This is a genomic window from Vibrio sp. M260112 (genome assembly GCF_036533775.1).
In the GTDB taxonomy this organism is placed as follows: Bacteria; Pseudomonadota; Gammaproteobacteria; order Enterobacterales; family Vibrionaceae; genus Vibrio.
Map to the genome: position 1 here is coordinate 1 of NZ_JATABH010000030.1, position 13,068 is coordinate 13,068.

Genomic DNA, 13,068 nt, shown 5'->3' on the forward strand with positions numbered 1-13,068 from the left:
AAAGTTGCCCGGAAGCAAGAAATGCACCGAGGGGACTGTGAACAATCACAAATGATGAAAAATCAGAAAATACCCCACTGCTACAGAGGGGTCGTTCGCAACAGTATGGTTTGCTATCCAGTGCGTTGCGAACACGTTAAGTGATAGGAGTTAAGCTTTAACGCTGGCTTTTCAGATTCAACATCGTCCAATCGAATAATGGCTAGATGACTCGAGAGAATTGTTGCTGCCTTGCCTTAGCTCTTAGGTACTTATCGAAACACATACAGATGTTACGGATAAGCAAACGGCCACGCAGTGTGACGCGAATTTCTTGGTCATCCACTTCAACCAATTCATCATTGATAAAGGTCTGAAGTAACCCTAAGTCTTCTTTGAAGTACGTATTAAAGTTCACACCGAATTCTGACTCTATCTGAGTTTTATCAAGTTTGAAGTTACAGATAAGCTGTTTAATGACTTCACGGCGTAGTAAGTCATCACTATCAAGAGCTACGCCTTTCCATAGAGCATGGCGCTGATCGTTGACTTGCGCATAGTATTTCTTGAGCTCTTTCTGGTTCTGAGCGTAAGCATCACCAATCATTGAGATAGCAGAAACACCAAATCCGACCAAATCCGCTTCACCTTGTGTGGTGTAACCCTGGAAGTTGCGGTGCAACACACCATTTCGCTGAGCAACCGCTAGCTCATCATCCGGCTGGGCAAAGTGATCCATACCGATAAACTGATAGCCTGCGTTAGTGAGCGTCGCAATGGTATCTTGCAAGATAGCCATCTTCTCTTCAGCTACCGGTAGATCTTCATCTTTGATTTTACGTTGAGCAGCAAAGAGTTGTGGCATGTGAGCGTAGTTAAATACAGAAAGACGTCCTGGGGTCATCTCCAGTACTTGCTTCAGAGTCGCCGCAAATGACTCTTTTGTCTGCTTAGGCAAACCGTAAATAAGGTCTAAATTTGTCGAACGGAAGCCAAGCTCTTTCGCTCGCTCAACCATAGCAAAGATAAACTCCTCATCCTGCTCTCGGTTAACTAGCTTCTGAACTTCTTTATTGAAATCCTGAACACCGATACTCAGACGGTTAAACCCTTCGCTACGCAAGTGATCCAGCATATCCAGTTCAATTTCTCTTGGATCAACTTCGATACTGATTTCTGCTTCAACCTCAAAGAAGAACTCACCACGGAGAATGGCCATTAAACGGCTAATCTGCGCTTTGGTTAAGAAGGTTGGTGTACCACCACCAAAGTGAAGCTGAGTCACTTTTCGCCCTTGCAGTAGTGCCGCACGCGTTCTAATTTCCAGTTCCAGTACATCAAGGTACTCATCCGCTTTATGAGCATGACGAGTAATCACCTTGTTGCAACCACAGTAGTAACAAAGCTTGTGGCAGAAAGGGATATGAATGTATAGCGACAAAGGACGCTCAGGATACTGCGTACAAGCCATATCATAGTCGGCGACAGTGAAGGCCTCGTGAAACTCCAACGCAGTTGGGTATGAGGTATAACGAGGACCAGAGTAGTTGTACTTATCTAGAACGGCTTGATCCCAGACAATTTGTTGGCTTGCGACGACAGGCTGCGACATGATGGTAGTTCCGTTTGGGCTGTAAGACTTAATTTGGCTTAAGAAGCCATTGTAGTGAGCAGGCTATTTTGCCACACCTAGATGATAGTCGTCGGGGGACTAGCTGCATTTTGAGTGGCAATACTCAGAATTGATAACTCGATCACTACCCTTTTAGGATAGGTGATCGAGCTATAATACCAATCTAGATCATTTGAATATTGATCTGATTATTCAGCGGTTGAACCTTTTTCTGCAGTTGCTTCAATTCTTCAACAATCGCATCCTGAAGACGAGACTCTGCTTTGTGACGTTCTAGGTTTTGTTTCATGCGATCTTGCTTAGCAAGTTTCTGGCGTTCTTCTCCACGCGCCATATCTTTAACGATATGGAACAGTTCCGATGTCGCCGGATACTCTTTATCAAAATCAACCCTATCTTCACCCTGAACATAATCCATGATGTTGTATAGGCGGATACTCACCTCAGATAGGTCACACTGCTCTTGGATGCCCGCTAAGCAAAGGACGTGGACGCTTTCAAAAATGTTGGCATTACGTTTTTCAATTGCAAGCTTTTGATGCTGCAATTGCAATTCCTTTTGCTTTTTAAGCTTGAGCAGAAGGTAACCCGCATATGATGCTAAGCCGAGAATAATCACTCCGCCCGCGATGGCTAATAAGGTTACATTCATTGGCTCACTTATCCTTTAAATTGGTTCAAATCCAGATCTTCAAACTGAGAGAGTAAATCGTCATCCGATTGTGCTTTCTTGTAGCTTGCTTCCACCATTGGTGATTCATCCGCTGGTTGCTCTGAATCATCTTCATCATAGATGCCCAATTGCTTCATCAACACTTCAATGCGCGCAAGTTTCTCATCAACGTATTTCTGTAGGCCTGCACCTAGGTTTTCACCTTCATCAATACGGTCAAGCAACACGTTCAGTTGAGCGTCATTTTCTAGCATCTCTAGCTCTTGTTCAGCATTGAGACGTCGCTCTGATTTGGTTAGCTTCTTCTGCGGCTCGACAATCAAAGGAATCTTTTTCTTGCTGCCTAAACGCGGATCACGCTGCTGACCAGCTGTTTGTGACTTGTGCTGTTTTTCGTCAGAGTTGCGGCTGCCAGTCTTTAGGCCTTTGCGCTTTTTATCTCTTTTACGTAGACGTCCTTCAACGTCTGATTGTGTGCGGTTACGCACAACGATAACGTCGTTGTGACCACCAGATCTCTTTTTCTTACTACGGCTCATTACTGGGCTTTCCTTAGTAAAATTACATCATTACCAATAAATTCAAGCTCGAGCTGATCCCGCTCTGCCAGATAGCGAAACGTATTGCGACTAAAAAAGACCACATGCGTAGGATCATTTTTATAGTGCCATGAGGCAAACGCTTCAACATCAATGACCATTTTGGTCATTAGACCAATCCAGCCACCTGGCTTAACTAAATTCAACCATTGCTGCCACACTTGGTTAGGCTGATATAAGTGCTCTATTACTTCAGTGGCAGTCATAAAGTCATACGTTTTACTCAACACCTCAGTATCTGGGTGATAGTAAATATCGTACAAACTCATGGTATGTCCCTGCTCTTGCAACATTAATGATAATGTTGGTCCCGGGCCACAACCAAAATCAATTCCGTGAGAACTTGGCTCAATACGCTCTAATATGGGGTCACAGACCCTAGATAAAAAGCGTCGATACCCTTCATCGGCTGGATCATTCTCATGCAAATCGTAGTGGGCTTTTTCTTCTTTTGCATCTAAACGATGATCAGGATTAACGAAAACAAGCTCACACTGCTGACAGCAAAGATACTCTCGTCGCTTATCTGCATAGTAGTGTTCAATCTCCAAGCTTTGGCAAAGGGGGCAGTTATGCATTGTTCCATCCTCAAACGGGGATGCGAAACATACCAGAAAGTCTCCTTAGAGTGGAGCACTATTGTGCAAATATTCATCGATTCATGAAAATTAGGAATAAAAAAAGCGATAGAGCTACTCTATCGCTTTCTAAATGCCTTTCGGCCAAACTGTGTTGCACTTATTTTAGTGCATCAATATTCCATTTGTTTTAGGTGCTTTCCCTGCCAAAAGTGTTGTTTGCCACCATCCTGGTGAGTTTTGGCTTTCCTTTTGACTTCCTGCTACCTGAGCTATTCCTTAGCCTGATCCCTTCCATTGTCTTTAACCATTAGACAAGGTGACCATCCTTATCAAGTAGGTGTCCTACCTACCCTGTATCCATTCTTCAACTACCAAGCGTCCATTACTTGCTTCCATGGAGACTTCCTAGTCTGGTATCCGATATCAACGTCCTGCTGATGAACACACTTTAGCGTTTTACTCTCATTGAACAATCCACTAACAAGAAAAAATACGAATATTTTCTTGTGATTTTTTTATTCATTTATTTTTCAGTTACTTATAAAAACACATGAGAGAAATGAAGTACAACATATGGTCGATCTCTCACAAACAATAGGGATAGATCATCCATCGTTGACTAAATTGAAATGTGACCAAGCGCAAACGAAAAAGCCCAGAACTGAGTCTGGGCTTTTTCTTTACAACTTTATGCTCGAACGGATAAGTAGGGCTTAGTGCAGGCCACCAACGTATTTAGAAAGCGTATCAATATCTTCATCCGTTAGCTTTTTCGCGATATCACGCATCATAGCGTTCATATCGTTAGCGCGATTGCCATCACGGAATTTCTCAAGTTGGGCTTTGATGTAATCTGCATGCTGGCCAGAAATTTTAGGGAAGCCAGACAATTCAGTACCATTACCACGAGGGCCATGACACGCAATACATGCTGTTAAACCACGCTCAGCATCACCTGCGGAGTATAGCACCTTGCCTTTTTCAACAACATTCTCTGGAGTTGTGTTGTTAGAAATAGGAAGTGATGCGTAGTAAGCAGACAGATCTTGCATGTCTTGCTCTGTCAGCGGCATAGCCATGCCACTCATGACAGGGTCGTAACGACCTTGCTTTCCACCACTGGTCATACCCAGTTTCAGATCTTTAAGCTGCTTTTCAATATATTTAGCATGCTGACCTGCTAGCTTAGGGTACATTGCGAGTTGACTGTTGCCATCAGCACCATGGCAGGCAACACATGTTAGGGATTTTGCTTTACCAGCTTCAATGCTGCCTTGGGCCCACACAGAGCAGCTGGCTAAAAGACTCAAGATTAGCGCTAATTTCTTCATGACATTCCATTATAATTATCAAGCTTCCGGTACCACTCATGGTACAATAGGCGACCTTATGCCGAGCACGGTTATTTTACACAATTTCACAAAAAAGTAATCAATCGACTACACAAAGTCGAGATGGAGTTAACAGTGAGCGTAAAAATTCATTATCAAAACACGCATTTCATCACTAGTGCACCTGATATTCGTCATTTGCCAGAGGATGAAGGTATCGAAGTTGCGTTTGCTGGACGCTCCAATGCGGGTAAGTCGAGCTCTTTAAATCGCCTGACTAATCAACGTAGCCTTGCGAAAACCAGTAAAACCCCAGGTCGTACACAGCTTATTAACCTTTTTAAAGTGACAGAGGGTTGCCATATTGTCGATCTTCCTGGATACGGTTTTGCTCAAGTTCCTCTAGAAATGAAGAAAAAGTGGCAAAAGTCTTTAGGCGAGTACCTACAAAAGCGTCAATGTTTGAAAGGACTGGTCGTGCTAATGGATATCCGCCATCCAATGAAAGACCTAGACCAGCAATTAATTTTCTGGGCGGTAGATAGTGGCATTCCTGTTCAAGTCCTGCTTACTAAAGCTGACAAGTTAAAAAGCGGTGCTCGCAAAGCCCAAGTGTTGAAAATAAAGAAAGACGCTGTCGGCTTTGGCGGAGATGTTAGTGTCGCTGCTTTCTCATCGCTTAAAGGCATTGGTGTTGACGTATTACGTAACAAACTTGATGAATGGTTTGCACCAGCACTAGCAGAAGCTCTGATTGATGAGATTGTTGACGAAGAAAATAGTGACAACGAAATCGAATAAGCCCGGATTGTCGTGATATCTAGCCCTGCCTCACTGGTGGGGCTTTTTATTTGGGCTATCTGAATCCGATAATAAAAGCCCCACCTTGTCAGATGGGGCAACGGGAGAGAATAGGTATTATTAGTTATTATTCGCTAAGGATCTGTTATCTGCCGTTGCAAATCAACTTAATCTCTCCAACTAGAATCCTTCATCAATCAAAAGACAATCAATAACAAATCATTGATTTAATTAACTTTATTTCAAGTTAGATCTACATTTCACGACGCAGCAAGTTTTTGGTTTTCGAGTCAAAATAACCAAAGTGTGACTGGTAATAAGTTACATATTTTCTTTTAGTTACAAAACTGAAGATAGAGATGGTTTGCTTTGATGATATAAGACAGGAATAAAGGCAGCAGAAATGTTACTTGGATAGAGCCACAAAGTTTTACTTGGCCCAATAAAAAACGCCCCAGTCAAAAGCTGACTGGGGCGGCTGAATCAGCCTAATCCAATAACGTGAAACAAAAGGTCTGAAAGATAGAACATCTTACCTCTGTACCCTACGTCGATTAATGTACAACAATTGGTCAGAAATGAAAACCACTTTTGTAAGTTTTTTTCATTAAAATTTTGTTTAGCAACATTTAGGCAGAATGACTCGATACTTTATTCATGCCAAAAAAAAGCCAGCGTTTGTGCGCTAGCTCATATTAATTCCATTGAAATGGCTATTTTTTGTCTAGTGGGCCTGTTCCCAGTTATCACCATGACCCGCTTCAGCCACAAGAGGCACTGCAAGTTCAGCTGCTGATTCCATTAATTCTTGTACTTTACTTTCAATTTCGGTCAAAGCTGACTCTTGAACTTCAAAAACCAGTTCATCGTGAACTTGCATCAGGAGTTTTACTCGACCATCACCTTCAGCTTGAATCCACTGATCGACTAACAACATCGCTTTCTTGATGATATCGGCCGCAGTTCCCTGCATTGGAGCGTTGATTGCCGCTCGCTCTGCAGCTTTGCGACGCATGCCATTACGAGACTGAATTTCAGGTAAATGCAAACGGCGACCAAAAATGGTTTCAACATAGCCCTGCTCTGCTGCTGCGCTACGAGTATCTTCCATGTACTGCATGACACCTGGGTAACGTTCGAAGTATTTGTTCATGTAGTCTTGCGCTTCGCCACGAGGGATACCAAGTTGCTTCGCCAAACCAAAAGCACTCATGCCGTAAATCAGACCAAAGTTAACCGCTTTAGCGCGACGACGTTGTTCAGAACTCACTTGGTCTATTGTGATGCCCATGATCTCCGCAGCCGTAGCAGCGTGGATATCTTTACCTTGCTGGAACGCGTCCAGTAGTGCTTTATCACCCGATAAGTGAGCCATAATACGCAGTTCGATTTGCGAGTAGTCGACTGCCATGATCTTGTACCCGTGAGGCGCCACAAATGCCTGACGAATTCGACGGCCTTCTTCATTACGGATAGGGATATTTTGTAGGTTAGGATCCGTTGATGACAAGCGACCTGTCGCAGTGACAGCTTGATGATAGGAAGTATGCACACGGCCTGTTACCGGATTAATCATCTTCGGTAGCTTATCCGTGTAGGTCGACTTCAACTTCGCTAAGCCACGATATTCTAGGATTACTTTAGGTAACGGATAATCTAGAGCCAGCTCTTGCAGTACTTCTTCATTAGTTGATGGCGTACCAGATGGCGTCTTCTTAATAACAGGCAGAGCCATTTTTTCAAATAATAGAACCTGCAACTGTTTAGGAGAGTTCATGTTGAACTCTTGCTCAGCGATCTCATACGCCTTCTGCTCTAGTTCATCTAAGCGTAGGGCGATTTCCTGAGACTGGGCTGCGAGTTTCATATCGTCAATGAGAACACCAGTACGCTCAATACGAGAAAGAACAGGCACCAACGGCACTTCTATCTCTTGGTAGATCGATTTAAGCTTAGCGTCTTGTTCGATGTTTTCCATCAAGCGGTTGTGAAGACGAAGTGTGACATCGGCATCTTCAGCTGCATATGGTGAGGCTTGATCAAGCTCAATCTGGTTGAAGGTAAGTTGCTTTTTACCCTTACCAGCAATCTGTTCAAATGAGATACAGCTATGCTGAAGGAAACGAAGTGCCAAGCTATCCATATCGTGCTTGCCGCCAACGCTGTTATAAACGTATGACGCTAACATGGTGTCATGCTTGATGCCTTTCATCTCGATACCATAACGAGCGAGCACGCTAGCATCGTATTTCAGGTTTTGTCCCACTTTCGCTTGGTTATCGTCTTCTAGTATTGGCTTCAACTGCTCCAACACCCAATCACGGTCTAGCTGCTGAGGTGCGTCAAGGTAATCATGGGCAACAGGAACATAAGCGGCTACGCCCTCTTCTGTCGCAAACGACACACCGACTAAATTTGCGACCATGTAATCTAGGCTGTCAGTTTCTGTGTCGAAAGCGAAGACTTCCGCTGATGTTAGTTTCTCTAGCCAAACGTTGAATGTCGCTTCATCCAGAATCGTCTCATACTGACTACGATCTATGGTCACTGCCGATGTATTCATATCTGGCACTGAGCTTGCTGATGCACTATTAATCTGAGCACCTGACTTTTCGTCGGCTGCTACGACACCCGTACCACCATCAAGCAGCTCATTTAACCATGATTTAAACACTAACTGACCGTAGAGCTTAATCAATTCATCTTTATTCGGTTCCGCCTTGAGAAGTGATTCAGGCGTGCAATCTAACTCAACATCCAGTTTGATGGTTGCCAATTGGTAAGAAAGCTCAGCATTCTCTTTGTTATCAATTAGCTTCTGCGCCATGGTCTTAGAACCACGGAACCCTAAGCCTGCGATATCATCAAGGTTTTCATAAAGTTTATCGATACCACCGATCCCTTGTAGCAGTGCCGTGGCCGTTTTATCACCAACACCAGGAACCCCAGGAATGTTATCCACTTTGTCGCCCATTAGAGCGAGGTAGTCGATGATCAACTCAGGTGGAATACCAAACTTCTCAACCACTCCTTCACGATCCATTACCACGTTAGTCATGGTATTGATCAGTGTGATGTTGTCGTCGACCAACTGAGCCATGTCCTTGTCACCCGTACTAATCAGTACCGGCATGCCTTCTTGCGATGCTTGGTAAGCTAACGTACCGATGACATCATCCGCCTCAACTCCGGGAATGCAGATCAATGGTAAGCCCATTGCACGAATGACGTTGTGCAATGGTTCGATCTGACAGCGCAGATCATCGGGCATCGGTGGTCGGTTTGCCTTGTACTCTGGATACATGTCATCACGGAAAGTTTTACCTTTCGCATCAAAAACCACAGCAATACGGTCAGAAGCAAATTGACGCATCATGCTGCGCAACATATTCACCACACCATAGACAGCGTTGGTAGGAATATCACCATTGCTCATCGTGCCTGGATAAGCATGGAATGCGCGATAAAGGTAAGAAGAACCGTCGATTAGGATTAACGGATTATCAGGAATATGAGCCATAGCTTGTACGTATCCAAAGAGAATGCAAATAAGATCTGCCTAGGATGCCATGACTGCGAGAGTGAATCCATTTTAACTCTTTGCGACCGACTCACACATTTGCACATTCCTTTTTCAACACAACGCCAAAATTGTGGATAACTCTGTTTATATAATTTACCCACAGGATATAAATGGTTAGTAAAAAGACAACCGACACAACTTAACTTTATGTAATAAAAGAATATTTAATTAGATCGATCATTCCTAGATCGATCTGACAATGATCCTTGACTGTGGAAAAGACTATTGGTGTCCTTTTGTTCATCCAAAAATCTTAGCTATAAAAAAAGCGACATCTTTCGATGTCGCCTAGCAAAAAGGGGTCAAAGCATATTCAGGTGAATGTCTCTGCTTTGCCATAAAGCTATAAATTACACTGGAAGCAATGTGAGCAATGTCGTGTCAAAAAGAACTCGTGCAAGTTCGATTAAGTTCTGTGTCATCACCAACTCCAATGTTGAATTTGGCAACTCACCGTCCTTGTGAACTTCTCTCATTCCCTAAGACGAGATAAATAATAACCATTCTCATTTAATGAGTCAACATCTAAATGAGAAAAAATCTCATTTATTTTATTAACTCACTTGAGTACCTTCAAAAAGTGAATTCGGCTCTCGAGCAAAGGATTTTTTTGTTCAAATTTTTCAATGAGATAACCATTCCTAAGCAAGAGTCTTAACATCGCCGCAAACTGGTTTCTCGATTTCACTTTGAGTTGTTTATAGCCTTGTTCCTTTACCCAACTCTCTTGAACATCTAACAATTTCTGTGCGACACCTTTATTTCTCGCCTTAGACGAAACCCCACCAAACCAGCTGTAAAACGTTTCTTCATCGAGTTGATAGCCTATCTTAAAGCCGAGCAACTGCCCTTCTTCCTCCGCAATCTGGATGAGATAGCGTTTACCTTCAAGTCGCTCAGATAAACTCTCAATGGTTTCTTTATGAATAAACTCGGTAATGTCATTCACAACCTCAACACACTCAGTCAACGTCCCTTCGCGGCATATAACTGTCATTACTCTTCCCCAAAAACAAAAAGACCAGCGGAGCGCTAGCCTTTAATTCAACAAATCAATGTTATGGCTTTACTCTTGTGAGCCTTTAAGATATTCAGCTGCCTGTGCATTCTCTTGCGCCAACCATTCAGCAACATCTTTAGCAAAGTAGGTCAGAATGCCATCGGCGCCTGCGCGCTTAAAGCACAACAGAGATTCCATCACCGTCTCACGCTCTTTCAACCAACCATTGGCAAAGGCCGCTTTGTGCATCGCATACTCACCAGAAACCTGATAAGCAAATGTTGGAACTTGTAGCTCAGACTTAACACGACGAACAATATCAAGATAAGGCATGCCTGGCTTAACCATAACCATATCGGCGCCTTCGTTGACGTCCATCGCGACTTCGTGAATCGCTTCATCACTGTTCGCCGGATCCATTTGGTAGTTCTTCTTATTGCCACCTTTAAGGTTGCTCGCACTACCAACCGCATCGCGGAATGGGCCGTAGTAACATGATGCATACTTCGCAGAGTAAGCCATGATCTGAGTATTGATGTGACCTGCCTGCTCAAGCGCTTCTCGAATTGCGCCGATACGACCATCCATCATGTCAGAAGGAGCGACGACATCTGCGCCTGCCTCTGCGTGTGATAGCGCCTGTTTAATCAGAACTTGAGTGGTTTCATCGTTAAGTACGTAACCCTCTTCATCGATGATGCCGTCCTGACCATGTGTGGTGAACGGATCAAGAGCCACATCTGTGATAACACCGATTTCTGGGATGTGCTCTTTTAGAGAGCGTACTGCACGTTGCACCAAACCTTCTGGGTTGTACGCTTCCGCTGCGCACACACTTTTTGCGTCTTGATTCACAACAGGAAATAGAGCAATCGCAGGCACACCCAACTGAGCAAGGTATTGAGCTTCTTCTAACATCAAATCAATAGAAAGACGTTCAATGCCTGGCATAGATTCCACGGTTTCGCGGCGATCTTTACCCATTAAAATAAACATTGGGTAAATCAAATCATTTACAGACAGTTGGTTTTCAGCCATTAGACGGCGGCTAAAGTCATGCTTGCGCAGACGGCGCATGCGACGGCCAGGGAACTGACCTTGAATCGAAACTGACACTCTATTCTCCTTGTCTGGTGAAAGTGCTTGGATTGCATAATATCACTCCTTGGTAGTGACGCTAGCAACAAAGCAGAAAAATGCAAAAAATGACCAAATGCTCACACTGCCGTATACTGGCATCCATTCAATGAGTTCCAGAGACCGACCATGATCGATACCCATGCGCATATCTATGCCAGTGAATTTGATGCAGACCGTGATGACGTAGTTAAACGGGCCCTAGCCCAAGGCATTGATAGAATATTGTTACCTAATATCGACTTAGATTCGATAGAGCCAATGCTCGCCACTGAAGCGCAATACCCACAGATTTGCCGTTCGATGATGGGACTCCACCCTTGCTATGTCGATGGTAATGTCAAACAGACGCTAGATATCATCTATTCATGGTTTGAGAAACATCGCTTTATTGCCGTAGGCGAGATCGGTATTGACCTTTACTGGGATAAAACCTTTAGAGCAGAGCAAGAGATGGCCTTCATCACACAGCTCAATTGGGCTAAAGAGATGAAACTGCCGGTTGTCATCCATACGCGAGATTCGATCAAAGAAACCCTGGGCTTACTAAGTCAGGAACAAGACGGTTCCCTATCAGGCGTGTTCCACTGCTTTGGTGGCAGCCTCGAAGAGGCTAAAGCAATCAATGGCCTCGGATTCCACCTCGGCCTTGGAGGCGTGTCTACTTTCAAAAATGGCGGAATGGACAAGGTGATACCTCATCTTGATATGAACTATGTCATCCTTGAAACAGACTGCCCTTATTTAGCACCCGTTCCTCATCGTGGTAAGCGTAATGAGCCCGCTTATACCGCTTTGGTTGCCCAACGCATCGCTGAGCTACGTCAAATCAGTGTCGAGCAGGTAGACCAGTTAACCACACAAAACGCAACAACCCTGTTTGCCCTTTGAATCAACATCTCTTAAACGAAAAAGGCTTGCCGATTGGCAAGCCTTTTATGTCTTTGGCAGAAGATTAGACTTCTTCTTCCTGTTCATCAGCCTCGTCCTTGCGAACATAGAAACGAGCAAAAAATAAACCCACCTCGAAAAGCAAACACATCGGTATTGCCAGCAAGGTTTGTGAAATCATATCTGGTGGCGTTAGCATCATACCAACGACAAATGCGCCGACCACAATATATGGACGTTTTTCACTCAAGCTTTTCGGTGTGGTTGCACCTGTCCAACACAACAAAATAATTGCGACAGGAACTTCAAATGCAATACCAAATGCGAGGAATAGAGCCAGTACAAAATCGAGATAACTCGAAATGTCTGTCGCAAACTCCACCCCACCCAACGAGATAGCGGTGAAGAATCCAAACACTAACGGAAATACCACAAAGTAGGCAAAAGCAACACCACAGTAAAACAGTAGTGAACTTGAAAACATAAGTGGCATGATGAGTCTACGTTCATGTTTATATAAGCCCGGTGCAACGAAAGCCCAAACTTGATAAAGAATAAACGGTACCGCGAGAAAAATAGACGCTATTAATGTCAGCTTTAACGGGGTAAAGAACGGAGATGCAACATCAGTTGCAATCATCGTTGCCCCTTCTGGTAAACGCTCTACCAAAGGTGCAGAGATAAACTCATAGATATCATTGGAGAAATAGATCAGCCCTATGAACACCACCAACACGGCTAGAATTGCACGTAATAAGCGATTTCGTAGCTCCAATAGGTGACTGATCAAAGGCTGTGTCTGCTCAACAGAAGACATGGAAACCTCTACTCAAAAAAATCGAAAAGGAGCTGCAATTAAA

At 43.8% G+C, this 13,068-nt stretch carries 12 protein-coding genes; 2 read left to right on the forward strand and 10 right to left on the reverse strand.

Features of this window, described 5'->3' with window-relative positions; genetic code table 11:
* Positions 1-202 precede the first annotated feature (202 nt).
* The 5 genes from hemN to QTN95_RS13130 all read right to left on the reverse strand — a co-directional run bounded on the left by hemN (position 203) and on the right by QTN95_RS13130 (position 4,796).
* The gene (gene hemN, locus QTN95_RS13110; protein WP_331417770.1) at positions 203-1,591 is read right to left on the reverse strand and encodes an oxygen-independent coproporphyrinogen III oxidase; all 1,389 of its coding nucleotides are present in this window, start codon (positions 1,589-1,591) and stop codon (positions 203-205) included.
* Positions 1,592-1,775: 184 nt separating this feature from the next.
* Entirely contained in the window at positions 1,776-2,264 is a 489-nt protein-coding gene (locus QTN95_RS13115) for a DUF2489 domain-containing protein (RefSeq protein ID WP_138973707.1), read from the reverse strand.
* An 8-nt stretch (positions 2,265-2,272) separates the two neighbouring features.
* On the reverse strand, positions 2,273-2,824 hold the full coding sequence (gene yihI / locus QTN95_RS13120) for a Der GTPase-activating protein YihI (protein ID WP_331417771.1): 552 nt from the start codon (positions 2,822-2,824) through the stop codon (positions 2,273-2,275).
* Positions 2,824-3,462, reverse strand: coding sequence for a class I SAM-dependent methyltransferase (locus QTN95_RS13125; RefSeq protein WP_331417772.1), 639 nt, complete (start codon positions 3,460-3,462; stop codon positions 2,824-2,826). Before QTN95_RS13125 ends, yihI begins: the two co-directional genes overlap by 1 nt.
* 716 nt (positions 3,463-4,178) lie before the next feature.
* On the reverse strand, positions 4,179-4,796 hold the full coding sequence (locus tag QTN95_RS13130; RefSeq protein ID WP_331417773.1) for a c-type cytochrome: 618 nt from the start codon (positions 4,794-4,796) through the stop codon (positions 4,179-4,181).
* A 135-nt stretch (positions 4,797-4,931) separates the two neighbouring features.
* Here QTN95_RS13130 and yihA point away from each other — a divergent pair, with 135 nt between their 5' ends.
* Positions 4,932-5,597 (forward strand): ribosome biogenesis GTP-binding protein YihA/YsxC, encoded by a 666-nt coding sequence (gene yihA, locus QTN95_RS13135; RefSeq protein WP_331417774.1) that lies wholly within the window; start codon positions 4,932-4,934, stop codon positions 5,595-5,597.
* A 483-nt stretch (positions 5,598-6,080) separates the two neighbouring features.
* On the opposite strand, the gene QTN95_RS21270 is transcribed toward yihA, so the two are convergent.
* From QTN95_RS21270 to hemB, 4 genes are all read right to left on the reverse strand, one after another.
* A complete protein-coding gene (locus tag QTN95_RS21270) occupies positions 6,081-6,128 on the reverse strand; it encodes a hypothetical protein (protein ID WP_438356636.1) in 48 nt (15 codons plus the stop codon).
* Positions 6,129-6,321: 193 nt separating this feature from the next.
* Positions 6,322-9,117 carry a DNA polymerase I gene (polA, locus tag QTN95_RS13140; RefSeq protein ID WP_331417775.1) on the reverse strand — a complete coding sequence of 932 codons (2,796 nt, stop codon included), beginning with the start codon at positions 9,115-9,117 and terminating at the stop codon, positions 6,322-6,324.
* Between the two features lie 622 nt (positions 9,118-9,739).
* Positions 9,740-10,177, reverse strand: a complete 438-nt coding sequence (locus QTN95_RS13145; RefSeq protein WP_331417776.1) for a GNAT family N-acetyltransferase — start codon at positions 10,175-10,177, stop codon at positions 9,740-9,742.
* A gap of 69 nt (positions 10,178-10,246) precedes the next feature.
* Positions 10,247-11,296: a porphobilinogen synthase gene (gene hemB, locus QTN95_RS13150; protein ID WP_269378133.1), complete on the reverse strand. Its 1,050-nt coding sequence runs from the start codon at positions 11,294-11,296 to the stop codon at positions 10,247-10,249.
* Between the two features lie 150 nt (positions 11,297-11,446).
* Between hemB and QTN95_RS13155 the strand changes: the two genes are divergently transcribed.
* Positions 11,447-12,208 carry a TatD family hydrolase gene (locus tag QTN95_RS13155; protein ID WP_331417777.1) on the forward strand — a complete coding sequence of 254 codons (762 nt, stop codon included), beginning with the start codon at positions 11,447-11,449 and terminating at the stop codon, positions 12,206-12,208.
* Between the two features lie 64 nt (positions 12,209-12,272).
* Here the strand turns inward: QTN95_RS13155 and tatC are convergent, their stop codons facing one another.
* Positions 12,273-13,025, reverse strand: a complete 753-nt coding sequence (gene tatC / locus QTN95_RS13160; RefSeq protein WP_331417778.1) for a twin-arginine translocase subunit TatC — start codon at positions 13,023-13,025, stop codon at positions 12,273-12,275.
* Positions 13,026-13,068 lie beyond the last annotated feature (43 nt).